Genomic DNA, 24,515 nt, shown 5'->3' on the forward strand with positions numbered 1-24,515 from the left:
CAGCCCCGACACCCCACCACTCCACACCGGACAAACCCACGTTCGCCCGCTCGGCCCTAACGTGTCACGAGAGCGATCGCTCGCACCCCCGATACGGAAAGGGCCGGGACGCAATGACGACCACCCACGCCTTCTGGCTCGCCGGCCGTGAGGCCACCGGCGAGGCCACCTTCGACGTCACGAACTCCTTCGACGGACGTCTGGTCGGCAAGGTCAGCGTGCCCACCGAGGCCCAGGTCGAGGAGGCCGTCGCCGCCGCGCACGCCGTCGTCGACGAGTTCGCCGCCACCCCGGCGCACGTGCGCGCCGCCGCCCTCGACCACGTGTCGAAGCGTCTCGCCGAGCGCACCGAGGAGATCGCCCAGCTGATCTCCGCCGAGAACGGCAAGCCCATCAAGTGGGCGCGCGGCGAGGTCGGCCGTGCCGTGTCGGTGTTCCGCTTCGCGGCCGAGGAGGCCCGTCGCTTCAACGGCGGCGAGGCCCAGCGCCTCGACACCGAGGCCGGTGGCGTCGGCCGCCTGGCGCTGACCCGCCGTATCCCCAAGGGTGTCGTGCTCGGCATCGCGCCGTTCAACTTCCCGCTGAACCTCAGCGCGCACAAGGTCGCCCCGGCCATCGCCGTCGGCGCCCCGATCATCCTCAAGCCGGCTCCGTCCACGCCGATCTCCTCCCTGATCCTGGGCGAGATCCTGGCCGAGACCGACCTGCCGGCCGGCTCCTGGTCGATCCTGACCGTGCCGAACGACCGCATGCCCGCCCTGGTCAAGGACGAGCGCCTCCCGGTCATCTCCTTCACCGGCTCCGACACGGTCGGCTACGCCATCCAGGAGTCCGTGCCGCACAAGCACTGCACCCTGGAGCTCGGCGGCAACGCGGCCGCCGTCGTCCTGTCCGACTGGTCCTCCGAGGCCGACCTGGACTGGGCGGCGAGCCGCATCGCCACGTTCTCCAACTACCAGGGCGGCCAGTCCTGCATCTCCGTGCAGCGCGTGATCGCCGACGCCTCCCTCTACGAGCGCCTGGTCCCGAAGATCGTCGCCGCCGTCGAGGCCCAGGTCACCGGTGACCCGGCGGACGACGCCACCGACGTCGGCCCGCTCGTCGACGAGAACGCCGCCAAGCGCGTCGAGGCCTGGGTCGACGAGGCCGTCGCGGCCGGCGCGAAGCTGCTCGCCGGCGGCAAGCGCGAGGGCGCCACGTACGCCCCGACCGTCCTCACCGAGCTCCCGGCCGGCGTCACCCTGGCCCGCGCCGAGGTCTTCGGCCCGGTCCTGACCATCGCCCAGGTGGACGGCGAGGCCGAGGCCTTCGCCGCGGTCAACGACTCGGACTTCGGTCTCCAGGCCGGTGTCTTCACCCACGACCTGCAGTCCGCCTTCCGCGCCCACCGCGCCCTGGAGGTCGGCGGCGTGATCGTCGGCGACGTCCCGTCCTACCGCGCCGACCAGATGCCGTACGGCGGTGCCAAGCGTTCCGGTGTCGGCCGCGAGGGCGTCAAGTACGCCATGGACGACTACACCTACGAGCGGGTCCTGGTCCTCACGGGCCTGGCGCTGTAACCCGTACGGACGCACCACAGACCGACGGCCGGAGCCCACTGTGCGGGGGCTCCGGCCGTCCCCGTTCCCGCGGCGCGTCCGGCGTTCCCCGGGCCTCCCGCCCCCGCCGCCAGGCCCGGGTGCCCGCCAGGCCCGGGTGCCCGCCAGGCCCGGGCGCCCGCCGAGCCGGCGCGCCCGCCCCGTCACGCGACCCGCGCGTCCTCCAGCCGGACGACCTCGGCCGGCCCCGCCCGGAAGGCCTTGTTCGCCGCGTCCGCGGACACCATGTGCGGGGCGGCGTCGTGCGCGGCGAGCGCCTCCGCCGAGGCCCAGCGCTCCAGCAGGACGAAGCGGTCGGAGTCGTCCGCGACCCGGTGCAGGTCGTACTGCAGGCAGCCGTCCTCCGCCCGCACGACGGGCGCGAGCCGCTCGAAGGCGGCGACCTGCTCGCCGCCCCGGCCGGGCAGCGCGGTGATGTGGATGAGGAGCCTGATCGTCTGGGACATGGCGGGGACCCTACGCGTCCTCCGTACGCCCCGCCCGTCTTTCCCAACCCGTGGATATCGGGTACCACGGACAGGTAGCCCCACAACGACGAGCGTCGAGGTGAGCTCCTCATGTCCGCACCCACCCAGCGGCAGCCCAAGGTCTCCGAACGCGAGGCCCGGCAGGTCGCCGAGGCGGCCCGCCAGCAGGACTGGCACAAGCCCAGCTTCGCCAAGGAACTCTTCCTCGGCCGTTTCCGACTCGATCTCATCCACCCCCACCCGCTCCCCGCCGACGAGGACGTCCGCCGCGGCGAGGCCTTCCTCGCCAAGCTGCGGGAGTTCTGCGCGACCCGCGTCGACGGCGCCCGCATCGAGCGCGAGGCCCGCATCCCCGACGAGACCGTCACCGGCCTCAAGGAGCTGGGCGCGCTCGGCATGAAGATCGACCCCAAGTACGGCGGCCTCGGCCTCACCCAGCTGTACTACAACCGGGCGCTCGCCCTGGTCGGCTCGGTCAGCCCCGCGCTCGGCGCGCTGCTCTCCGCCCACCAGTCGATCGGCGTCCCCCAGCCGCTGAAGCTGTTCGGCACCCAGGAGCAGAAGGACGCCTTCCTGCCCCGGCTGGCCCGCGACTCCCTGTCCGCCTTCCTCCTCACCGAGCCGGACGTCGGCTCCGACCCGGCCCGGCTCGCCACCACCGCCGTACCGGAGGGGGACGAGTACGTCCTCGACGGGGTGAAGCTGTGGACCACCAACGGCGTCGTCGCCGACCTCCTCGTCGTCATGGCCCGCGTCCCCGCCTCCGAGGGCCACAAGGGCGGCATCACCGCCTTCGTCGTCGAGGCCGACGCGCCCGGCGTCACCGTGGAGCACCGCAACGCCTTCATGGGCCTGCGCGGCCTGGAGAACGGCGTCACCCGCTTCCACCGGGTGCGGGTCCCCGCCGCGCACCGCATCGGACCCGAGGGCGCCGGCCTGAAGATCGCCCTCACCACGCTCAACACCGGCCGCCTCTCGCTGCCCGCCGCCTGCGCGGGCGCCGGCAAGTGGTGCCTGAAGATCGCCCGCGAATGGGCCGCCGAACGCGAGCAGTGGGGCAAGCCGGTCGCCCGGCACGAGGCCGTCGGCACGAAGATCTCCTTCCTCGCCGCCACCGCCTTCGCCCTGGAGGCCGTCGTCGACCTGGCCTCCCAGATGGCCGACGAGGACCGCAACGACATCCGCATCGAGGCCGCCCTCGCCAAGCTCTACGGCTCCGAGATGTCCTGGCTGATGGCCGACGAACTGGTACAGATCCGCGGCGGCCGCGGCTACGAGACCGCCGACTCGCTCGCCGCCCGCGGCGAACGCGCCGTCCCCGCCGAACAGCTCCTGCGCGACCTGCGGATCAACCGGATCTTCGAGGGCTCGACCGAGATCATGCACCTGCTGATCGCCCGCGAGGCCGTCGACGCCCACCTCGCCGTCGCCGGCGACATCATCGACCCCGACAAGGCCCTCGCCGACAAGGCGAAGGCGGGTGTCCGCGCGGGCGGTTTCTACGCCCGCTGGCTGCCGAAACTGGTCGCGGGACAGGGGCAGCTGCCCGGCGCCTACGGGGAGTTCGGCGAGCTCGCCACCCACCTCAGGTTCGTCGAGCGCACCTCCCGCAAACTGGCCCGCTCGACCTTCTACGCCATGTCCCGCTGGCAGGGGAAGATGGAGCTCAAGCAGGCCTTCCTCGGCCGGATCGTCGACATCGGCGCGGAACTCTTCGCGATGAGCGCGGTCTGTGTACGGGCCGAACTCCTGCGCACCACCACCGACCACGGCCGCGAGGCCCACCAGCTCGCCGACGCCTTCTGCCGCCAGTCCCGGCTGCGGGTGGACGAGCTTTTCGGCCGACTGTGGGCCAACACCGACGACCTCGACCGCAAGGTCGTCGACGGCGTCCTCGCGGGCTCGTACACCTGGCTGGAGGAGGGCATCCTCGACCCCAGCGACGACGGCCCCTGGATCGCCGACACCACTCCAGGACCGTCGACGGAGGAGAACGTCCACCGCAAGATCCCGTAGGCCGCGCGCCCGCGCGGCCCGGCCCCCGGCCGGTGGGCGGGCGGAAGCCGCCCGTCCACTGGCCGAAACGCCCCGCCCCCCGTCCGGCCCCCACGGCAGACTGGGGCCCGTGACCGTCATAGACATCCCCGGCTCCAAGTCCGTCACCGCCCGCGCGCTCTTCCTCGCCGCCGCGGCCGAAGGCACCACCACGCTCCTGCGGCCGCTGCGCTCCGACGACACCGAGGGCTTCGCCGAAGGGCTGAAGGCCCTCGGCTACGTCGTACGGCAGGAGCCCGGCGCCTGGCACATCGAGGGCCGGCCCGCCGGCCCCGGCGTCGCCGAAGCCGACGTGTACTGCCGCGACGGCGCCACCACCGCCCGCTTCCTGCCCGCCCTCGCCGCCGCCGGCCACGGCACCTTCCGCTTCGACGCCTCGCCCCAGATGCGCCGCCGCCCGCTCGGCCCGCTCACCACCGCCCTGCGCGAACTCGGCGTCGAGCTCGCCCACGGCGAGCGCGAGGGCCACCACCCGCTCACCGTCACCGGCCGCGGCATCAAGGGCGGCGAGCTCCGCCTCGACGCCGGCCAGTCCTCCCAGTACCTCACCGCCCTGCTGATGCTCGGCCCGCTCACCGCCGACGGCCTCGCGATCACCGTCACCGACCTGGTCTCCGCGCCCTACGTGGAGATCACCCTCGCGATGATGCGGGCCTTCGGCGCCGAGGTCGGCCGCGAGGACGGCCCCGAGGGCCGGACCTACACCGTCGCACCCACCGGCTACCGCGCCACCACCTACGCCATCGAGCCCGACGCCTCCACCTCCAGCTACTTCTTCGCCGCCGCCGCCCTCACCCCCGGCGGCGAGGTCACCGTCCCCGGCCTCGGCACCGGCGCCCTCCAGGGCGACCTCGGCTTCGTCGACGTCCTGCGCCGGATGGGCGCCGAGGTGACGATCGGGGCGGACCGGACCACCGTCCGCTCCACCGGCGCCCTCGGCGGACTCACCGTCAACATGCGCGACATCTCCGACACCATGCCGACCCTCGCCGCCCTCGCCCCCTTCGCCGACGGGCCGGTCCGCATCGAGGACGTCGCCAACACCCGGGTCAAGGAGTGCGACCGCCTCGACGCCTGCGCCGAGAACCTGCGCGCGCTCGGCATCACCGTCGACACCGGACCGGACTGGATCGAGATCCACCCCGGCACCCCCGCCGGACCCGTCGAGATCGCCACCCACGGCGACCACCGCATCGTGATGTCGTTCGCCGTCACCGCGCTGCGGACGCCCGGCGTCACGTTCGACGACCCCGGCTGCGTACGGAAGACGTTCCCGGACTTCCACACCGTTTTCGAGGCGTTCGCCCGGGGGCTGTGAGGAGCCCACAGTCTTTGCGGCAAGAATGGGGGGCATGAGCGACCGCCCCTCTCCTCTCGCCGACCCGCACATCGCCTTCGACGTGTCCACCGGACGCCGCGACATCGTCGTGCTCGGCTCCACCGGGTCCATCGGCACCCAGGCCATCGACCTGGTCCTGCGCAACCCCGACCGGTTCCGGGTCACCGCCCTCGCCGCGTCCGGCGGCCGGATCGGACTGCTCGCCGAGCAGGCGCACCGGCTGCGGGTCGGCGCGGTCGCGGTGGCCCGCGAGGAGGCGCTGCCCGAGCTGCGCGAGGCGCTGACCGCGCTGTACGGCTCCGAGCCGCTGCCGGAGCTGCTCGCCGGCCCCGACGCCGCCACCCGGCTCGCCGCGTCGCCCTGCCACACCGTCCTCAACGGCATCACCGGCTCCATCGGCCTGGCGCCCACGCTCGCCGCCCTGGAGGCCGGACGCACCCTCGCGCTCGCCAACAAGGAGTCGCTGATCGTCGGCGGCCCGCTGGTGAAGGCGCTGGCCAAGCCCGGCCAGATCATCCCCGTCGACTCCGAGCACGCGGCCCTCTTCCAGGCGCTCGCCGCCGGCACCCGCGACGACGTCCGCAAGCTGGTCGTCACCGCCTCCGGAGGCCCCTTCCGCGGCCGCACCCGGGCCGAGCTGGAAGGCGTGACCCGCGAGGACGCGCTGGCGCACCCGACCTGGGCCATGGGCCCGGTGATCACGGTCAACAGCGCGACCCTGGTCAACAAGGGCCTGGAGGTCATCGAGGCCCACCTGCTCTACGACATCCCGTTCGACCGCATCGAGGTCGTCGTCCACCCCCAGTCGTACGTCCACTCGATGGTCGAGTTCACGGACGGCTCGACGCTCGCCCAGGCCACCCCGCCGGACATGGGCGGCCCGATCGCCATCGGCATCGGCTGGCCCGAGCGGGTCCCCGACGCGGCCCCCTCCTTCGACTGGTCCAAGGCCTCCACCTGGGAGTTCTTCCCCCTCGACAACGAGGCCTTCCCCTCGGTCGACCTGGCCCGCCACGTCGGCGAGCTCGGCGGCACCGCCCCCGCCGTCTTCAACGCCGCCAACGAGGAGTGCGTGGACGCCTTCCTCGCCGGAAGGCTGCCGTTCAACGGAATCATGGATACGGTCACCCGAGTCGTCACCGAGCACGGCACCCCGGACCGGGGAACCTCGCTCACGGTGTCGGACGTCCTGGAAGCGGAGACCTGGGCAAGGGCCCGGGCCCGGGAACTCGCGGCGAAGGCAATCGCGGAGGCGCGCGCATGACCGTTCTCTTGTACGTACTGGGCCTGGTGCTGTTCGCCTTCGGCCTGCTCGTCTCCATCGCCTGGCACGAGCTCGGCCACCTCTCCACGGCCAAGCTGTTCGGCATCCGCGTGCCCCAGTACATGGTCGGCTTCGGCCCCACCATCTGGTCCCGCAAGAAGGGCGAGACCGAGTACGGCTTCAAGGCGATCCCCGCCGGCGGCTACATCCGCATGATCGGCATGTTCCCGCCCGGCAAGGACGGCAGGATCGAGGCCCGCTCGACCTCCCCGTGGCGCTCCATGATCGAGGACGCCCGCGAGGCCTCCTTCGAGGAGCTCCAGCCCGGGGACGAGGACCGGCTCTTCTACACGCGCAAGCCGTGGAAGCGCGTCATCGTGATGTTCGCCGGACCGTTCATGAACCTGGTCCTGGCCGTCGCGCTCTTCTTCGGCAGCGCCATGGCCATCGGCTTCGAGGCCCAGACCACCAAGGTGGCCGGCGTCCAGAAGTGCGTCATCCCGCAGTCCACCAAGCGCGAGGCCTGCCAGACCGGCGACCCGGTCTCGCCCGCCTTCGCCGCCGGCCTGAAGCAGGGCGACCGGATCCTCGCCTTCAACGGCACCCCCGTCGAGGACTGGAACACCCTCTCCGACCACATCCGCGACACCATCGGCCCCGCCACCATCACCGTCCAGCGCGGCGACCAGCGGATCGACCTGCACCCCACCCTCATCAAGAACGAGGTCTACAAGAAGGACGCCGACGGACGCGTCGTCCAGCCGCTGCAGACGGTCCCCGCCGGCTACCTGGGCTTCGCCTCCAAGACCGAGGTCACGCCGCTGACCTTCGGCCAGTCCGTCACCCGGATGTCCGACCAGCTGCAGGCCGGCGTCGAGTCCGTCATCGCGCTGCCCGGCAAGATCCCCGCCCTGTGGGACGCCGCCTTCGGCGGCGGCGAGCGCGCGCAGGACTCGCCGGTCGGCGTCGTCGGCGCCGCCCGCATCAGCGGCGAGCTGATGACCGTCGACGCGCCGCCCCAGACGATCCTCGTCTGGTTCATGAACCTGCTGGTCATGTTCAACGTGTCGCTGTTCCTGTTCAACATGCTCCCGCTGCTCCCGCTCGACGGCGGCCACATCGCCGGCGCCCTGTGGGAGTCGATCCGCCGCCACACCGCGCGGATCTTCCGGCGCCCCGACCCGGGCCCCTTCGACGTGGCCAAGCTGATGCCGGCCGCCTACGTCGTGGCAGGCGTGTTCGTCTGCTTCACGCTGCTCGTCCTCGTCGCCGACATCGTCAATCCGGTGAAGCTGACCTGAGCCGCACGCGGCCGGAACCCGTGCGGTGTCCGGCCGCCCGCCCGCGGGGCGGTAATCTCGAAGACCTGAGCCCGATGAACCACACCCTGGGGTTGTACAGCTGATGACCGCCATCTCTCTCGGAATGCCGTCCGTCCCGACCAAGCTGGCCGAACGGCGCAAGAGCCGCCAGATCCAGGTCGGATCGGTGGCCGTCGGCGGCGACGCCCCCGTGTCGGTGCAGTCCATGACGACCACCCGCACCTCGGACATCGGCGCCACGCTCCAGCAGATCGCCGAGCTCACCGCCTCCGGCTGCCAGATCGTGCGCGTGGCCTGCCCGACCCAGGACGACGCCGACGCCCTCGCGACCATCGCGAAGAAGTCGCAGATCCCGGTCATCGCCGACATCCACTTCCAGCCGAAGTACGTGTTCGCCGCGATCGACGCCGGCTGCGCCGCGGTCCGCGTCAACCCGGGCAACATCAAGCAGTTCGACGACAAGGTCAAGGAGATCGCCAAGGCGGCCTCCGAGACCCGGACCCCGATCCGCATCGGCGTCAACGCCGGCTCCCTCGACGCCCGCCTGCTCGCGAAGTACGGCAAGGCCACCCCCGAGGCGCTCGTCGAGTCCGCCCTCTGGGAGGCCTCCCTCTTCGAGGAGCACGGCTTCGGCGACATCAAGATCTCGGTCAAGCACAACGACCCGGTCGTCATGGTCAACGCCTACCGCCAGCTGGCCGCCGCCTGCGACTACCCGCTGCACCTCGGCGTCACCGAGGCCGGCCCGGCCTTCCAGGGCACCATCAAGTCCGCCGTCGCCTTCGGCGCGCTCCTCTCCGAGGGCATCGGCGACACCATCCGCGTCTCCCTCTCGGCCCCGCCGGTCGAGGAGGTCAAGGTCGGCAACCAGATCCTGGAGTCGCTGAACCTCAAGCCGCGCCGCCTGGAGATCGTCTCCTGCCCGTCCTGCGGACGCGCCCAGGTCGACGTCTACAAGCTGGCCGAGGAGGTCACCGCCGGCCTGGAGGGCATGGAGGTCCCCCTCCGCGTCGCCGTCATGGGCTGCGTCGTCAACGGCCCCGGCGAGGCCCGCGAGGCCGACCTCGGCGTCGCCTCCGGCAACGGCAAGGGCCAGATCTTCGTGAAGGGCGAGGTCATCAAGACCGTCCCCGAGTCGAAGATCGTCGAGACCCTCATCGAAGAGGCCCTCAAGATCGCCGAGCAGATGGAGAAGGACGGCGTCGCCAGCGGCGAGCCGACCGTCGCCATCGGCGTCTGACCACCGCGCTCCCGAGGCCCCTCCGCCCCCAGGGCGGAGGGGCTTCGCGCACCCCGGGCCGCGGGGGACGGGGGTAAAGTGCGGAGACCAGCAGAAACCGCACGGTGAGGCCCCCCTCGTGTTGACGCAGACCTCCACCCGGGTCCTCGAACCCGCCGACCTCGGCGCCGCGCTCGCCGTCCTGGAGAGCGCCCCCGTCGAGAACGCCTTCGTGACCGCCCGCGTCCAGATCGCCGGCCTCGACCCCTGGCGCCTCGGCGGCGAGATGTGGGGCTGGTACGCCGACGGGCAGCTGCGCTCGCTCTGCTACTCCGGCGCCAACCTGGTCCCCCTCTGCGCCACCCCCGAGGCCGTCCGCGCCTTCGCCGACCGCGCCCGCCGGGTCGGCCGCCGCTGCTCCTCGATCGTCGGCCCCGCCGAACCCACGGCCCAGCTCTGGCGGCTCCTGGAGCCCGGCTGGGGCCCCGCCCGTGACGTCCGCGCCCACCAGCCCCTGATGGTCGCCGAGGGGCCCTCCACCACCGTCGCCCCCGACCCGCTGGTCCGCCGGGTCCGCAAGGACGAGATGGAGGTGATCATGCCCGCCTGCGTCGCCATGTTCACCGAGGAGGTCGGGATCTCCCCGATGTCCGGCGACGGCGGCCTCCTCTACCAGGCCCGCGTCGCCGAGCTCGTCGGCTCCGGCCGCTCCTTCGCCCGCATCGAGGACGGCAAGGTCGTCTTCAAGGCCGAGATCGGCGCCGCCACCCGCCAGGCCTGCCAGATCCAGGGTGTCTGGGTCGCCCCCGAACACCGCGGCCGCGGCCTCTCCGAGACCGGCATGGCCGCCGTCCTCCAGTACGCGCTCGCCGACGTCGCCCCCCTGGTCAGCCTCTACGTGAACGACTACAACACCCCTGCCAGGGCCGCGTACCGCCGTGTCGGCTTCGACGAGGTCGGCGCCTTCATGAGCGTGCTGTTCTGAAGCACCCGCACGGCTTGTAGGGTGCGGCGCATGGATGACACGAAGGTCGTGATCGGGCCCGTCAATCTCGCCGCGCGCGTGGACGAGGCGCTCGACGTGCAGGCCCAGGCCTTCGGGCTCGAAGCGGACGAGATCGTCGTGCGCCGCCACATCGTGCTGCGCCACCTGCTCAACCCCGGCGCCTGCGCCTTCGGGGCGACCACGCCCGACGGCAGGCTCGTCGGCTTCGTGTACGGGATGCCCAACGACCGCACCCACTGGTGGTCCACGATCGTCGAACCGTATCTGCGCACCAGCGGCAGCCAGGGCTGGCTCGACGACTCCTTCGTCATCACCGAGCTGCACGTCCACCCGGCCTTCCAGGGCCGCGGCATCGGCCGCGAGCTGATCACCACCATCACCGACGGCTCCGAGCTGCCCCGCTCCATCCTCTCCGCCATCGACACCGACAGCCCAGCCCGCGGCCTGTACGCCTCCCTGGGCTACGTCGACCTCGCCCGGCAGGTCCACTTCCCCAGCGCGCCCCGCCCGTACGCGGTCATGGGCGCACCCCTGCCGCTCAGGCGCGGGAACTGATTTCACCGACCCGCCCCCGCCCGGCTAACCTCCTAGCCAAGACCCTTACCCGGCAGGAGTACGAGAACCATGGCCAACGCACCGGTCCAGCGCATGTCGAAGTTGATGGCGAAGACGCTGCGCGACGACCCGGCGGACGCCGAGGTCCTCAGCCACAAGCTGCTCGTCCGCGCGGGCTACGTCCGCCGCACCGCCGCCGGCATCTGGAGCTGGCTGCCGCTGGGCAAGAAGGTCCTCGCCAACGTCGAGCGCGTCGTCCGCGAGGAGATGGACGCCATCGGCGCCCAGGAGGTCTCCCTGCCGGCCCTGCTGCCCCGCGAGCCCTACGAGGCCACCGGCCGCTGGGACGAGTACGGCGCCGAGCTGTTCCGCCTCCAGGACCGCAAGGGCGGCGACTACCTCCTCGGTCCGACCCACGAGGAGATCTTCACCCTCCTGGTGAAGGACCAGGCGTCCTCCTACAAGGACCTTCCGGTCATCCTCTACCAGATCCAGTCGAAGTTCCGCGACGAGGCCCGCCCCCGCGCCGGCATCCTGCGCGGCCGCGAGTTCCTCATGAAGGACTCGTACTCCTTCGACACCGAGGACGAGGGCCTCGCGCACTCCTACGCCCTGCACCGCCAGGCGTACCAGCGCGTCTTCGAGCGCCTCGGCCTCGACTACCGCATCTGCGCCGCCACCGCGGGCGCGATGGGCGGCTCGAAGTCCGAGGAGTTCCTCGCCCCGGCCGAGGCCGGCGAGGACACCTTCGCCGACTGCCCGAACTGCGACTTCGCCGCCAACACCGAGGCGATCACCTACGCGCTCCAGGCCGTGGACGGCTCCGCGGTCCCGGCCGCCGAGGAGATCCCCACCCCCGACACCCCGACCATCGAGACCCTCGCCGCCTCCCTCGGCGTCCCGGCCTCCGCCACGCTGAAGAACCTCCTCGTGAAGGTCGACGGCGAGATCGTCGCCGTCGGCGTGCCCGGCGACCGCGAGGTCGACCTCGGCAAGGTCGAGGCCCACTTCGCCCCCGCGGCGGTCGAGATGGTCACCGAGGCCGACTTCGCCGAGCGCTCCGACCTGGTCCGCGGCTACGTCGGTCCGCAGGGCCTGGGGAAGGTGAAGTACATCGCCGACCCGCGCGTCGCCCCGGGCACGGCGTGGATCACCGGCGCCAACAAGGCCGGCACCCACACCAAGAACGTCGTCGCGGGCCGCGACTTCGAGGTCGAGGAGTACGTCGACGTCGTCGTCGTCCAGGACGGCGACCCCTGCCCGAAGTGCGGCACGGGCCTGAAGCTGGACCGCGCGATCGAGATCGGCCACATCTTCCAGCTCGGCCGCAAGTACGCGGACGCGCTCAAGCTGGACGTCCTCGGCCAGAACGGCAAGCCGGTCCGCGTGACCATGGGCTCCTACGGCATCGGCGTCTCCCGCGCCGTCGCCGCCCTCGCCGAGCAGACCGCCGACGACAAGGGCCTGTGCTGGCCCGCCGAGATCGCCCCGGCCGACGTCCACGTCGTCGCGGCCGGCAAGGCCCAGCAGATCGAGCTCGCCCTGGAGGTCTCCGACAAGCTGGCCGCCGCCGGCCTGCGCGTCCTCGTCGACGACCGCGCGGGCGTCTCCCCGGGCGTCAAGTTCACCGACGCCGAGCTCATGGGCGTCCCGAAGATCCTCGTCGCCGGCCGCCGCGCCGCCGAGGGCATCGTCGAGCTGAAGGACCGCCGCACCGGCGACCGCGAGGAGCTCCCGGTCGACGAGGCGATCGCCCGCCTGAGCGCCTGAGCGCCTGAGCCTCTGAGCCACAGGCCTCCGCCCCGCCGTTCCCCGGCGGGGCGGAGGCCTTTCAGTGCGGTCAGGGACCCCCGTCGCCCTTCTGCGGCACCGGCTCCACCGACGCCCCCGTCAGATCCTCGATCCCCTCCGCCGCGTCCGCCGCGCCCTTCAGGTACGCGTCGGAGGGCGGCAGCACCGCCGGTGGGGGCGGTGGTGCCGGCTGCGGCGCCTGCGCCTGCGCCTGTGTCTGCTTCTGCGCCTGTGCCGGCTCCGCCCCGCCGCCCGCGCGTTCCAGGAAGCGGAGGAGTTCGACCGGGATCGGCAGGACCAGGGTCGAGTTCTTCTCCGCCGCCACCGCCATCACCGTCTGCAGCAGCCGCAGTTGGAGCGCGGAGGGCGCGTCCTCCATCTGGTGCGCCGCCTCCGCCAGCTTCTTCGAGGCCTGCAGCTCCGCGTCCGCGTTGATCAGCCGGGCACGCCGCTCCCGGTCCGCCTCGGCCTGCCGGGCCATCGAGCGCTTCATCGTCTCCGGCAGCGAGACGTCCTTGATCTCCACCCGGTCGATCGCGACGCCCCAGCCCATCGCCGGGCTGTCGAGCATCAGCTCCAGGCCCTGGTTGAGCTTCTCGCGGTTGGACAGCAGGTCGTCGAGGTCGCTCTTGCCGATGATCGACCGCAGCGAGGTCTGCGCCATCTGCGAGACGGCGAACTTGTAGTCCTCCACCCGCACCAGCGCGTCCGCCGCGTCCACGACCTTGAAGTAGACGACCGCGTCGACCCGCACCGTCACGTTGTCCCGGGTGATGCCCTCCTGGGCCGGCACGGGCATGGTGACGATCTGCATGTTGACCTTGTGCATGCGCTCGACCAGCGGGACGATCATCTGGAAGCCGGGCTGGCGCTCCCTGTCGACGAGCCGCCCGAAGCGGAACACCACACCGCGCTCGTACTGTTTCACCACCCGCGCCGCGGCGCCCGCGTACACCGCGACCGCCGCCCCCGCCCCCACGACTGCCATCAACAGCTCTTGGATCATGACGGGCCCCCTAGAAAGGGTTACAAGAAGGGTATTCCCCTACAGCCAGCCCGCGAACTCCAGGAGCAGCTCCGCATCCGCCGTGCGCCCCGCGTCGAGCGCGCGCGTCGCGGACTCGACCGCCCGGAACAGCGTCCAGCCGCGCAGCCGCTCCCGGTCCATGTCCAGCGCGTCCGCCAGCTTGTTCACCCGCCGCCGGGCCGCCGAGGCCCCCGCCGACGCGGCCACCAGGTCCTCCACCCGGTCCCGCACCAGCCGCGCCAGGTCGAAGGCCCGCTCGCCCACCAGCGGCTCGGGGCCGACCGCGAGCCACGGCACCCGGTCACCCGCGAGGACCTTGCCCTGGCGGAAGCAGCCGTGCAGCAGCAGCGCCTCGGCGTCGCCCGCCAGCAGCTCCTCGCGGGCCGCGAGCGCGGCCGTCACCAGCGCGCCGGCCTCGTCGTCGGCTCGGTGCGCGGCCATCGCGGCGGCCTGCCGCCCGGTCCGCTCGGCGACCGACTCGAAGCCGTGGTCCGCGGGCGGCTCGACCCACAGCCGCCGGACGGTCCCGGCGGCCTCCAGGAGCGCCTTCGCCTCCGGCAGCGAGCGCAGCGAGACCTCGGGGTGCAGCCGCTCCAGGAGCAGCCCGCCCTCCTCGGTCCCGCCGAGCAGGCGCACCGCGCCCCAGCCGTTCCAGTGCGCGAGCGCGTCCCGCTCCAGGTCGGGGCGGGCGACGGCGGGCGCCAGCTTCAGGGCGGCCTGCGGGACGAGGACGACGAGGCTGCTCCGACCGCCGGGGGCCATCACCCGTTCGGCGACCAGACCGGCGTGCTCCAGCGCGTCGCGGGCGAGCTCGGGGAGCGTCCCGAGCCACTCGGCCGCGACGGCCTGCCCGTACGTCTCGCCGAGCGCCCGCACCAGTCGCTGCGGCGGTTCGAAACCCATGCGTGGCTTGTTCCTTCGTTTCCTCGGTGTCGGGCGGGTACTACGCCCGTTCGGCGAGCCCAGGAAAGGTTACGTCGCTGCCGCGCCAGCGGACGGCCCGGACCGCCGCCTCGCGCAGCGCGGCTGCCGCGTCCTTGCGCAGCGGCCCGTCGGCGGAGCGCACCAGATCGGAGTAGACCCCGGCGACCCGGTCCTCCAGGACGGCCGCGAGGCGTATGGCCGCGGCGGTGTCCGGGACGTCGAACGGCAGCTCGTACGCCGCGGCCGCGGCGACCGGCTCGCCGCCCAGGTCGCGGACGGTGCGGCGCAGCGCGTCCCGGCGGGCGCGGTGGCCCTCGTAGGCGGCGGTGGCCTCGGCGCGCCGGGCCTCGCCGACGCGGGCGCCGACGACCCCGTACCCGTACACGGCGGCGTGCTCGGCGGCGAGTGCCGCCTGGGCCGCGTCCAGCGCGGTCATCCGCGGCCCCCTTCGGTGAGCAGGTAGGCGTGGGCCGCGCCGGCGGCGGCGACGGAGGCGAGCAGCCGGGCGTACTCGGGCGGCGCCGTCAGGAGCGTGGCCGTGTGGGTGTCGGCGGTCGCCCGTTCGGCGGCGGCCAGTTCGGTGAGCGCGACCGCCGGATCGGCCGGTACGGGCGCGGGCGCGGCGGGGGAGTGGGGCGCTGCGGACGCCGAGGCCACGGAGGGCTTCGGGGCCGGTGCCGGGGGCGTGCCGCCCTCGCCGAGCGCCTTCACGTGGGCCGCGACCGAGTCCCGCAGCGGCGTGAGCCGGCCGGCCAGCGAGGGGTGCGCGGTGAGCACCGCGTCGTACCGGCCGAGCAGCGTGCGGCCGGTCGCCGCCGAGCGGGCGCGCAGCGCGGCCTCGGCGCGCGCGGCGCGTTCGGCGGCACTGGGCGGCTCGGGGCGCGTGTCGCCGGAGGAGGTGCAGCCGGTGAGCGCCGCAGCGCTGCCCGCCGCGCCCGCGGCCAGGAGCGCGCGCCTGCCGATGGTCTTCACGCCTTCTCCCTCACGCTCAGATATTCGAAGATCACCGCTGGCGAGCGTACCCGCGGCCCCCGGCCCGGTGGACGGCAACACCCTTCTGGACCGGATACCCTTTGGTCTGACACGCGACGAACCCACAACAGCACACGCGGCCGAGGAGTCACCCGGATGAGCACCACCCAGAGCGAACGGCTGCGCGGTCTTCTGGAGCCGCTCGTTCACGAGAAGGATCTCGACCTCGAGGAGATCGAGGTGTCCCGGGCCGGCCGCCGCGGACTGCTGAGGGTCATCGTCGATTCGGAGGAGGGCGTCGAGCTCGACGCCTGCGCCGAGCTGAGCCGCGTCATCTCCGAGAAGCTGGACGAGAGCGACGTGATGGGCGAGGGCGAGTACGTCCTCGAAGTCAGCTCCCCCGGCGCCGACCGCCCCCTGACCCAGCACCGCCACTACGTGCGCGCCATCGGCCGCCTGGCGAAGCTGCAGCTGGAAGAGGGGGGCGAGCTGGTCACCCGGATCCTCGCCGTGGACGAGGACGGGCTCGACACCGAGGTGCCGGGCGTGAAGGGCCGCAAGGCCACCGCCCGCCGGGTCGAGTTCTCCGAGATCACGAAGGCGCGTGTCGAGATCGAGTTCAACCGCAAGGACAAGAAGGAAGAGGAGGCGTAGCCGTGGACATCGACGTGAAGCTCCTGAAGGGCTTGGCACAGGAGAAGGAAATCTCCTTCGAGATGCTGGTCGAGGCGATCGAGTCGGCCCTCCTCATCGCCTACCACCGCACCCCCGACGCCCGCCGCCACGCGCGCGTGGAGCTGAACCGGGCCACCGGGCACGTGACGGTGTGGGCGAAGGAAGACCCGTCCGACCTGGAGGAGGGGCAGCAGCCCAAGGAGTTCGACGACACGCCGTCGGACTTCGGCCGGATCGCGGCGAGCACCGCCCGCCAGGTCATCCAGCAGCGCCTTCGGGACGCCGAGAACGACGTCACCTTCGGCGAGTACGCCCGCCGCGAGGGCGACATCGTGGCCGGCCAGGTGCAGCAGGGCAAGGACCCGAAGAACGTCCTCGTCAAGCTGGACGACAAGCTGGAGGCCATCCTTCCGGTGCAGGAGCAGGTGCCGGGCGAGGACTACACGCACGGTCTGCGGCTGCGCACGTACGTCGTCCGGGTGGCCAAGGGTGTCCGCGGTCCGTCCGTCACCCTGTCGCGCACCCACCCCAATCTGGTGAAGAAGCTCTTCGCCCTGGAGGTGCCGGAGATCGCCGACGGCTCGGTCGAGATCTCGGCCATCGCCCGTGAGGCCGGTCACCGCACCAAGATCGCCGTCCGTTCCACCCGTTCGGGCCTGAACGCCAAGGGCGCCTGCATCGGCCCGATGGGCAGCCGGGTGCGCAACGTCATGGCCGAGCTGCTCGGCGAGAAGATCGACATCGTCGACTGGTCGGACGACCCGGCCGAGATGGTGGCGAACGCGCTCTCCCCGGCGCGGGTCTCCAAGGTCGAGATCGTGGACCTGGCCGCCCGTTCCGCCCGGGTGACGGTGCCGGACTACCAGCTGTCGCTGGCGATCGGCAAGGAGGGGCAGAACGCCCGTCTGGCCGCCCGCCTCACCGGCTGGCGGATCGACATCCGTCCCGACACCGAGGTCTCGGACCCCCGGGACTGAGTCCGTATTTGGCCAACAGCTGTTCGATTTTTGCCCCGAACGGGTGAGGTCGGTACGGGGAGGTAGACTTAACGTGTCTGGCCGGACGCATGCCCGCGCGTGCCCTGAGCGAACCTGTGTGGGATGCCGGGAGCGAGCGGCCAAGAGCGACCTGCTGCGGATCGTGATGAATAAGGACGAGTGCGTCCCCGATCATCGCGGTACGCTGCCCGGCCGGGGTGCGTACCTGCACCCCGCCGTGGTCTGTCTCGACCTGGCGGTCCGCCGCCGAGCTTTCCCCAGGGCCTTCAAGGCCCCAGGGCCGCTCGACACGGCGGCACTCCGCCACCACGTCGAACAGGTGGCACCGCAGTGAACAAGAAGTACGGCACGGAATCCCGTGCGGTCAGGTACCTCGCGAGTTGGAAGTAGGTCGAGATTGCGATGAGCACTCGATGAGTACGCGATGAGTACGCCCATGAAGTAGCGACGGTCCGGCGGTAACCGGACCTAAAAGGAGCGAAGTGGCTAAGGTCCGGGTATACGAACTCGCCAAGGAGTTCGGAGTGGAGAGCAAGGTCGTCATGGCCAAGCTCCAAGAACTCGGTGAATTCGTCCGTTCGGCGTCCTCGACGATCGAGGCGCCGGTCGTGCGCAAGTTGACTGACGCTTTGCAGGGTCCCGGCGGCAACGCCGGCAAGACCGCTGCCAAGCCCGGCGCGCCCCGCAAGGCGGCGCCGTCCCCCGCGAAGCCCGCAGCGCCGTCCCCGGCCGCCGCGGCTCGTCCCGCTGCCCCCAAGCCCGGCGCCCCGGCCCCCAAGCCGGCCCCCGCCGCGCCTGCGGCGCCGGTCACTCCGGCCGCGCCCGCGAGCAGCACCCCCTCCGCGGCTCCGGCCGCCTCGGGCCCGCGTCCGGGTCCGAAGCCGGCCCCGAAGCCCGCGCCCGCCGCGCCGGCTCCGACCACCCCGGAGTTCACGGCCCCCCCGACGGCTCCGACGGCCCCGGCCGCCGGTCCCCGTGCGGGCGGTTCCGCCCCCGGCCCGCGTCCCGCCGCTGCCCGTCCGGGCCAGCAGGCGCCGCGTCCGGGTCAGCAGGCCCCCCGCCCCGGCCAGCAGTCCCCGCGTCCGGGCGGTCGCCCGGCCGGCCCGCGTCCGGGCAACAACCCCTTCACCTCCGGTGGCTCCACCGGCATGGCGCGCCCGCAGGCGCCCCGTCCGCAGGGTGGCGCTCCGCGTCCCGGCGGTGCCGGTGCTCCGGGCGGTGCCCCGCGTCCGCAGGGCCAGGGCGGCGTTCCCGGCGCCCCGCGTCCCCAGGGCGGCGCCGCGCGCCCGACCCCGGGTGGCATGCCTCGTCCGCAGGCTCCCCGTCCGGGCGGCGCGCCCGGCGGTAACCGTCCGAACCCGGGCATGATGCCGCAGCGTCCCGCTGCCGGCCCGCGCCCCGGTCCCGGCGGTCGTGGTCCCGGTGGTCCCGGCGGTCGTCCGGGCGGTCCCGGCGGCGGCGGTGGCGGTCGTCCCGGCTTCGCCGGTCGTCCGGCCGGTCCCGGCGGTGGCGGCGGCGGCTTCGCCGGTCGTCCCGGCGGTCCGGGTGGCGGCGGCGGTCGTCCGGGTGGTCCCGGCGGCGGTGGCGGCGGCTTCGGCGGTCGTCCCGGCGGCTTCGGTGGCCGTCCCGGCGGTCCGGGTGGCCGTGGTGGCACGCAGGGCGCCTTCGGTCGTCCCGGCGGTCCCGCGCGTCGTGGTCGCAAGTCGAAGCGTCAGAGGCGCCAGGAGTACGAGGCCATGCAGGCCCCGTCCGTGGGCGGCGTGATGCTCCCCCGCGGTGGCGGCGAGATCATTCGCCTGTCGCGCGGTGCGTCCCTCACCGACTTCGCCGAGAAGATCGGCGCCAACCCGGCGTCGCTCGTCGCGGTGATGATGAACCTCGGCGAGATGGTCACGGCGACGCAGTCGGTCACCGACGACACGCTCGTCATGCTGGCCGAAGAGATGAACTACGTCGTTCAGATCGTCAGCCCCGAGGAGGAGGACCGCGAGCTGCTCGAGTCCTTCGACATCGAGTTCGGCGAGGACGAGGGCGGCGAAGAGGCGCTCGTGTCCCGTCCGCCGGTCGTGACCGTCATGGGTCACGTCGACCACGGTAAGACCCGACTCCTCGACGCGATCCGCAAGACCAACGTGGTCGCGGGCGAGGCCGGTGGCATCACCCAGCACATCGGTGCCTACCAGGTCGGTACCGAGGTCAACGGCGAAGAGCGTCGCATCACCTTCATCGACACCCCGGGTCACGAGGCGTTCACCGCCATGCGTGCCCGTGGTGCGAAGTCGACCGACATCGCGATCCTCGTGGTGGCGGCCAACGACGGTGTGATGCCCCAGACGATCGAGGCGCTGAACCACGCCAAGGCGGCCGGTGTGCCGATCGTGGTCGCGGTCAACAAGATCGACGTCGAGGGTGCGGACCCGGTCAAGGTCCGTGGCCAGCTGACCGAGTTCGGTCTGGTGGCCGAGGAGTACGGCGGCGACACCATGTTCGTCGACATCTCCGCCAAGCAGGGTCTGCACATCGACTCCCTGCTGGAGGCCGTGGTCCTCACCGCCGACGCCTCGCTCGACCTTCGGGCCAACCCGAACCAGGACGCGCAGGGTATTGCGATCGAGTCCCACCTCGACCGTGGCCGCGGTGCCGTCTCGACCGTCCTCGTCCAGCGCGGAACGCTGCGCATCGGCGACACGATGGTCGTCGGCGACGCGTACGGCCGCGTCCGGGCGATGCTCGACGACAAGGGCAACAACGTCGAGGAGGCGACCCCGTCGACTCCGGTCCTGGTCCTCGGTCTGACCAACGTTCCGGGCGCCGGCGACAACTTCCTCGTCGTCGACGAGGACCGTACGGCCCGCCAGATCGCCGAGAAGCGCGCTGCGCGTGAGCGCAACGCCGCCTTCGCCAAGCGCGTCCGCCGGGTGTCCCTCGAGGACCTCGACAAGGTGCTCAAGGCCGGTCTGGTCCAGGAACTCAACCTCATCATCAAGGGCGACGCGTCCGGTGCGGTCGAGGCTCTCGAGTCCTCGCTGCTCCAGCTCGACGTCGGCGAAGAGGTCGACATCCGCATCCTGCACCGCGGTGTGGGTGCGGTCACCGAGTCCGACATCGACCTGGCCATGGGCTCCGACGCCATCGTCATCGGCTACAACGTCCGTGCGGCCGGCCGTGCCGCGCAGATGGCGGAGCGCGAGGGCGTCGACGTCCGGTACTACTCGGTCATCTACCAGGCGATCGAGGAGATCGAGGCGGCGCTCAAGGGCCTCCTCAAGCCGGAGTACGAAGAGGTCGAGCTCGGTACGGCGGAGATCCGCGAGGTCTTCCGCTCGTCCAAGCTGGGCAACATCGCCGGTGTCCTCATCCGCTCGGGCGAGGTCAAGCGCAACACCAAGGCGCGCCTCATCCGCGACGGCAAGGTCATCGCGGAGAACCTCAACATCGAGGGTCTGCGCCGCTTCAAGGACGACGTCACCGAGATCCGCGAGGGCTTCGAGGGTGGTATCAACCTCGGAAACTTCAACGACATCAAGATCGACGACGTCATCGCGACGTACGAGATGCGCGAGAAGCCGCGCGCCTGACGTACAGCGTTGATCCGGGGCCGGTCGGCGGAAGGAATTCCGTCGATCGGCCCCGGCCGTTCCGTGTACGGTTCTGATGTCCCTGCCAAGCGGTTGGCGGGGCCATGAACCCGAACCGGCGGGACATCCGGACATACATGTATGTGGGGACGCTGTCCTTCGATCTGCTCCTCGGCGACGTCCGGTCGCTGAAGGAGAAGCGCTCCGTCGTCAAGCCGATCGTCGCCGAGCTCCAGCGGAAGTTCTCCGTGAGCGTGGCGGAGGTGTCGGGCCAGAACCTCCATCGGCGGGCCGAGATCGGCGTCGCGATGGTGTCGGGCGACCAAGGGCATCTCAGCGACGTACTGGACCGGTGCGAGCGCCTGGTCGCCGCCCGGCCGGAGGTGGAACTGCTGTCGGTTCGACGCAGGCTCCACACCGACGAAGACTGAACTCAGCAAGCAAGGCAAGAAAGAGGAGAAGGACCAGTGGCCGACAACGCGCGGGCGAAGAAGCTGGCGGACCTCATCCGGGAGGTGGTCGCCGAGAAGCTGCAGCGCGGCATCAAGGACCCGCGCCTGGGTACGCACGTGACCATCACGGACACCCGCGTCACCGGTGACCTGCGGGAGGCCACGGTCTTCTACACGGTCTACGGCGACGAGGAGGAGCGGGCCAGCGCCGCCGCCGGCCTGGAGAGCGCCAAGGGCGTCCTGCGTTCGGCCGTCGGCCGGGCCGCGGGCACCAAGTTCACCCCGACGCTCACCTTCGTGGCGGACGCCCTCCCGGAGACCGCCAAGAACATCGAGGACCTCCTCGACCAGGCGAGGGCCTCGGACGCCAAGGTGCGCGACGCGTCCTCGGGCGCGACGTTCGCCGGTGGGGCGGACCCCTACAAGAAGCAGGGCGAGGACGAAGCCGCCGAATGAGCACCGCACAGAAGACGCCCGGCGGCGCCTCCCGGCCGGAGGCCACGGGAGGGCTTGTCATCGTCGACAAGCCGCCGGGCTTCACTTCGCACGACGTCGTGGCCAAGATGCGGGGGATCGCCAAGACCCGCCGCGTCGGCCACGCCGGCACGCTCGACCCCATGGCGACGGGCGTCCTCGTCCTCGGCGTGGAGCGGGCGACCAAGCTGCTCGGTCACCTCGCGCTGACCGAGAAGGAGTACCTGGGCACCATCCGGCTCGGGCAGACGACGATCACCGACGACGCCGAGGGCGAGATCACGGCGTCGGTCGACGCTTCGAAGGTCACCCGCGAGCAGATCGACGCCGGGGTCGCGGAGCTCACCGGCGCCATCATGCAGGTGCCGTCGAAGGTCTCGGCCATCAAGATCGACGGCAAGCGGTCCTACGCGCGCGTGCGCGGCGGCGAGGAGTTCGAGATCCCGGCCCGTCCGGTGACCGTCTCCTCCTTCCGCGTGTACGACGTGCGCGAGGCCACCGCGGAGGACGGCACCCCGGTCATGGACCTGGTGGTCTCCGTCGTCTGCTCCTCCGGCACGTACATCCGGGCGCTCGCCCGTGACCTGGGCGCCGGGCTCGGCGTGGGCGGCCATCTGACCGCCCTGCGCCGCACCCGGGTCGGCCCGTACAAGCTGGAGTCCGCGCGCACCCTGGAGCAGCTCCAGGAGGAGCTCACGGTCATGCCGGTCGCCGACGCGGCCGCGGCGGCGTTCCCGCGCTGGGACGTCGACGAGAAGCGGGCCCAGCTCCTGCTGAACGGCGTCCGCCTGGACATGCCGGAGTTCCCGCCGGGCGCGGTCGCGGTCTTCGGCCCGGGCGGCCGGCTGATCGCCCTCGTCGAGGCGCAGCGCGGCAAGGCGAAGAGCCTGGCCGTCTTCGGCTGAGCAGCGACTCCCTCGTGGGGCGGGCACGCGCGCGTGCCCGCCCCACGATCCCCCTCCGCCCGGTTCCTGTCCCGCCCGTGATCGCGTATTCACCCGTTCGGGCAGGCGCTTGAAGTGAACGGGGGGAGCGTGAGGGGGCGCGTTCGGTTCTGAGCTTTTCTCCGTGATCACCGTCGACCTACCGTCGCATCCATGGGGAGAGGGGACCTGGCGGAGCTGGTGCGGATCGAGGATCCGGCCGGCCGGCCGTGCGGCACCGGATTCCTCGCCGACCACCAGGGCACGGTGCTCACCGGCCACGAGGTGGTCGACGGCCGCACCGCACTCCTGCTGCGCACCCCCGACGGCCGCACCCTCCGGGTCGGCCCCGACGACCTCACCCTGCTGCCCGACAGCGGGCTCGCGCTCGTCCGCGCCGAGGGACTGACCGCCCGCCCCCTGCCCCTGGCCGCCCGCCAGGGCATCGAGCCCGGGACGTACGTACGGATCCCGGCGCACGGCTGGCGCGAGGCACGGGTCCTCGGCGGCACCGCGGGCCCCGCCCTCGAACTGGCCATCGGCACCGAGGGCGCCGAGGCCCTGCAGGCCGGCGGCCCGGCCGTCGGAGGCCCCGTCCTCGACCCCGTCACCGGAGCCGTCCTCGGCGTCCTCGGCACCGCCCTGCACGGCGACCGGCGCGCCGCCGGACACGCCCTGCCGATCCCCTGCCCGCCCTCCGCGGCCCCGTGGGCCCCCTCCGCTGCCTCCTCCCCGACTTCCTCCGCCCCGCCCCCGGCCCCGCCGCTCCCGCCCGCCGGTCCGCTCGCCGCGCTGCTGCTGCGCAACGCCGCCACCGTCCCCGCCTACGGCCGCGACCTCAACCTGGCCGGCGTCCTGGAGCTGACCGCCACCACCACCGGCACCCGCGAGGAGCTCCCGGCCGGGCGGGTCCGGGACGACGGCGAGTCCCTCGTGCTCGCCGTCGTCGGTGTGCCCGGCACCGGCCGCAGCACCGCCCTCGCGGGCCTCGCCGCCCGGCGCGCCCGGGGCCCGGCCCCGGCGCCCACCGTCTGGCTGCGCGGCGCCGACCTGCGGTCCGACGACCGCTCCGTGGCCGACGCGATCGGCCGGGCCCTCCACCGGGCCGGGCGCGTCGCCGCCGCCTCCGGCACCCCCGGCGACCCCGCGGGCGCCACCCCGGAGCAGGCCGCCGCCCTCGCCCGCGCCGCCCACCGGCCGCTCCTGGTCCTCCTCGACGGCCCCGAGGAGATGCCGCCGCTGCTCGCCCACCGCCTCCCCTCCTGGACGGCCGCCACCGAGCAGTGGCTGGCCGCCCACGGGGCCCGGCTGGTCACCGCCTGCCGTCCGGAGCACTGGGAGCAGGCCGGACCGCTGTACGTCACGGAGCCGAGGACCGTCGCCCTGGGCGGGCTCACCGAGGCGGCGGCGCGCGAGGCCCGGCGCCACCACGCCGTCCCCGACGACGGGATCGCCGAGGAGGACGCCCGGCACCCGCTGGCCCTGCGGCTCCTCGGCGAGATCCGCGCCGCCACCCGCGGCGAGGCCGCCGGCCGCCCCGGCCGGGACGAGGTCTTCGCCGCCCACCTCGCCCTGATGTGCCTGCGGGTCGCGGTGCGGATCGCCGCGGGCAACCGGCCCGTGGTGCGCGGGTCGGGGGTGCGGCGGCTCGCCGCGCGGGTCAGCGGCCAGGTCCACGAGGCCGCCCGCCGCTGCCTCGGCCCCGGGCAGGGCGAGCTGGACCGGGAGTCCTTCGAGGAGCTCTTCCCCTGGTCCACCGGCTGGGCCTCCGCCGTCCTCACCGAGACCCTGCTGGTCCCCGCGGGCCCCGGATACCGCTTCGCCCACGAGGAGCTCGCCGACTGGCTCCAGGGCGCCCACCTCGACATCGACCGCG

General features: G+C 72.7%; 21 protein-coding genes and 1 pseudogene. 17 read left to right on the forward strand and 5 right to left on the reverse strand.

Annotation, left to right across the window (positions count from 1 at the left end; all coding sequences use genetic code 11):
• The first annotated feature begins 113 nt into the window (after positions 1 to 113).
• Positions 114 to 1,559, forward strand: a complete 1,446-nt coding sequence (locus tag OG309_RS27470) for an aldehyde dehydrogenase family protein (protein ID WP_329424699.1) — start codon at positions 114 to 116, stop codon at positions 1,557 to 1,559.
• Between the two features lie 182 nt (positions 1,560 to 1,741).
• Here the strand turns inward: OG309_RS27470 and OG309_RS27475 are convergent, their stop codons facing one another.
• Positions 1,742 to 2,044, reverse strand: a complete 303-nt coding sequence (locus OG309_RS27475; RefSeq protein WP_329424701.1) for a putative quinol monooxygenase — start codon at positions 2,042 to 2,044, stop codon at positions 1,742 to 1,744.
• A gap of 111 nt (positions 2,045 to 2,155) precedes the next feature.
• Here OG309_RS27475 and OG309_RS27480 point away from each other — a divergent pair, with 111 nt between their 5' ends.
• The 8 genes from OG309_RS27480 (at position 2,156) to OG309_RS27515 (ending at position 12,595) form a co-directional block, all read left to right on the forward strand.
• Positions 2,156 to 4,081: an acyl-CoA dehydrogenase family protein gene (locus OG309_RS27480; protein WP_329424703.1), complete on the forward strand. Its 1,926-nt coding sequence runs from the start codon at positions 2,156 to 2,158 to the stop codon at positions 4,079 to 4,081.
• A 109-nt stretch (positions 4,082 to 4,190) separates the two neighbouring features.
• A complete protein-coding gene (aroA, locus tag OG309_RS27485) occupies positions 4,191 to 5,438 on the forward strand; it encodes a 3-phosphoshikimate 1-carboxyvinyltransferase (RefSeq protein WP_329424704.1) in 1,248 nt (415 codons plus the stop codon).
• Positions 5,439 to 5,472: 34 nt separating this feature from the next.
• Positions 5,473 to 6,723: a 1-deoxy-D-xylulose-5-phosphate reductoisomerase gene (dxr, locus tag OG309_RS27490; RefSeq protein WP_329424706.1), complete on the forward strand. Its 1,251-nt coding sequence runs from the start codon at positions 5,473 to 5,475 to the stop codon at positions 6,721 to 6,723.
• Entirely contained in the window at positions 6,720 to 8,024 is a 1,305-nt protein-coding gene (locus OG309_RS27495) for a M50 family metallopeptidase (RefSeq protein WP_329424708.1), read from the forward strand. The genes dxr and OG309_RS27495 overlap by 4 nt, the downstream gene beginning before the upstream one ends.
• A gap of 103 nt (positions 8,025 to 8,127) precedes the next feature.
• Positions 8,128 to 9,285: a flavodoxin-dependent (E)-4-hydroxy-3-methylbut-2-enyl-diphosphate synthase gene (gene ispG / locus OG309_RS27500; protein WP_329424710.1), complete on the forward strand. Its 1,158-nt coding sequence runs from the start codon at positions 8,128 to 8,130 to the stop codon at positions 9,283 to 9,285.
• Between the two features lie 118 nt (positions 9,286 to 9,403).
• Positions 9,404 to 10,249, forward strand: coding sequence for a GNAT family N-acetyltransferase (locus tag OG309_RS27505; RefSeq protein WP_329424712.1), 846 nt, complete (start codon positions 9,404 to 9,406; stop codon positions 10,247 to 10,249).
• A gap of 30 nt (positions 10,250 to 10,279) precedes the next feature.
• Positions 10,280 to 10,825: a GNAT family N-acetyltransferase gene (locus tag OG309_RS27510; protein ID WP_329424714.1), complete on the forward strand. Its 546-nt coding sequence runs from the start codon at positions 10,280 to 10,282 to the stop codon at positions 10,823 to 10,825.
• A gap of 69 nt (positions 10,826 to 10,894) precedes the next feature.
• Positions 10,895 to 12,595: a proline--tRNA ligase gene (locus OG309_RS27515; RefSeq protein ID WP_329424715.1), complete on the forward strand. Its 1,701-nt coding sequence runs from the start codon at positions 10,895 to 10,897 to the stop codon at positions 12,593 to 12,595.
• Positions 12,596 to 12,665: 70 nt separating this feature from the next.
• On the opposite strand, the gene OG309_RS27520 is transcribed toward OG309_RS27515, so the two are convergent.
• Genes OG309_RS27520 through OG309_RS27535 form a run of 4 tightly spaced genes read right to left on the reverse strand, consistent with a single transcriptional unit; the run spans position 12,666 to position 15,539 of the window.
• Entirely contained in the window at positions 12,666 to 13,622 is a 957-nt protein-coding gene (locus OG309_RS27520) for a slipin family protein (RefSeq protein WP_329424717.1), read from the reverse strand.
• A gap of 39 nt (positions 13,623 to 13,661) precedes the next feature.
• Positions 13,662 to 14,546: an aminoglycoside phosphotransferase family protein gene (locus OG309_RS27525; RefSeq protein ID WP_329424719.1), complete on the reverse strand. Its 885-nt coding sequence runs from the start codon at positions 14,544 to 14,546 to the stop codon at positions 13,662 to 13,664.
• Between the two features lie 40 nt (positions 14,547 to 14,586).
• Positions 14,587 to 15,003, reverse strand: a complete 417-nt coding sequence (locus OG309_RS27530; protein ID WP_329424721.1) for a ferritin-like domain-containing protein — start codon at positions 15,001 to 15,003, stop codon at positions 14,587 to 14,589.
• A complete protein-coding gene (locus tag OG309_RS27535) occupies positions 15,000 to 15,539 on the reverse strand; it encodes a hypothetical protein (protein ID WP_329424723.1) in 540 nt (179 codons plus the stop codon). Before OG309_RS27535 ends, OG309_RS27530 begins: the two co-directional genes overlap by 4 nt.
• A gap of 156 nt (positions 15,540 to 15,695) precedes the next feature.
• On the opposite strand from OG309_RS27535, the gene rimP reads away from it, so the two are divergent.
• The 8 genes and pseudogenes from rimP to OG309_RS27575 form a co-directional block, all read left to right on the forward strand.
• Complete coding sequence (gene rimP, locus OG309_RS27540) at positions 15,696 to 16,193, forward strand: ribosome maturation factor RimP (RefSeq protein ID WP_329424725.1); 498 nt, start codon at positions 15,696 to 15,698, stop codon at positions 16,191 to 16,193.
• A 2-nt stretch (positions 16,194 to 16,195) separates the two neighbouring features.
• Positions 16,196 to 17,191 carry a transcription termination factor NusA gene (gene nusA, locus OG309_RS27545; protein ID WP_329424727.1) on the forward strand — a complete coding sequence of 332 codons (996 nt, stop codon included), beginning with the start codon at positions 16,196 to 16,198 and terminating at the stop codon, positions 17,189 to 17,191.
• 73 nt (positions 17,192 to 17,264) lie between these two features.
• Positions 17,265 to 17,546, forward strand: a complete 282-nt coding sequence (locus tag OG309_RS27550; RefSeq protein ID WP_329424729.1) for a YlxR family protein — start codon at positions 17,265 to 17,267, stop codon at positions 17,544 to 17,546.
• A gap of 148 nt (positions 17,547 to 17,694) precedes the next feature.
• On the forward strand, positions 17,695 to 20,790 hold the full coding sequence (gene infB, locus OG309_RS27555; RefSeq protein ID WP_329424731.1) for a translation initiation factor IF-2: 3,096 nt from the start codon (positions 17,695 to 17,697) through the stop codon (positions 20,788 to 20,790).
• Positions 20,791 to 20,927: 137 nt separating this feature from the next.
• Positions 20,928 to 21,221, forward strand: coding sequence for a DUF503 domain-containing protein (locus OG309_RS27560; protein WP_329424733.1), 294 nt, complete (start codon positions 20,928 to 20,930; stop codon positions 21,219 to 21,221).
• A gap of 36 nt (positions 21,222 to 21,257) precedes the next feature.
• A complete protein-coding gene (gene rbfA / locus OG309_RS27565) occupies positions 21,258 to 21,698 on the forward strand; it encodes a 30S ribosome-binding factor RbfA (RefSeq protein WP_329424735.1) in 441 nt (146 codons plus the stop codon).
• Entirely contained in the window at positions 21,695 to 22,621 is a 927-nt protein-coding gene (gene truB / locus OG309_RS27570) for a tRNA pseudouridine(55) synthase TruB (protein WP_329424737.1), read from the forward strand. The genes rbfA and truB overlap by 4 nt, the downstream gene beginning before the upstream one ends.
• 192 nt (positions 22,622 to 22,813) lie before the next feature.
• Positions 22,814 to 23,257 (forward strand): annotated as a pseudogene (locus tag OG309_RS27575) (trypsin-like peptidase domain-containing protein); the annotation flags it as partial.
• Positions 23,258 to 24,515 lie beyond the last annotated feature (1,258 nt).

The organism is Streptomyces sp. NBC_01268, from assembly GCF_036240795.1.
In the GTDB taxonomy this organism is placed as follows: domain Bacteria; phylum Actinomycetota; class Actinomycetes; order Streptomycetales; family Streptomycetaceae; genus Streptomyces.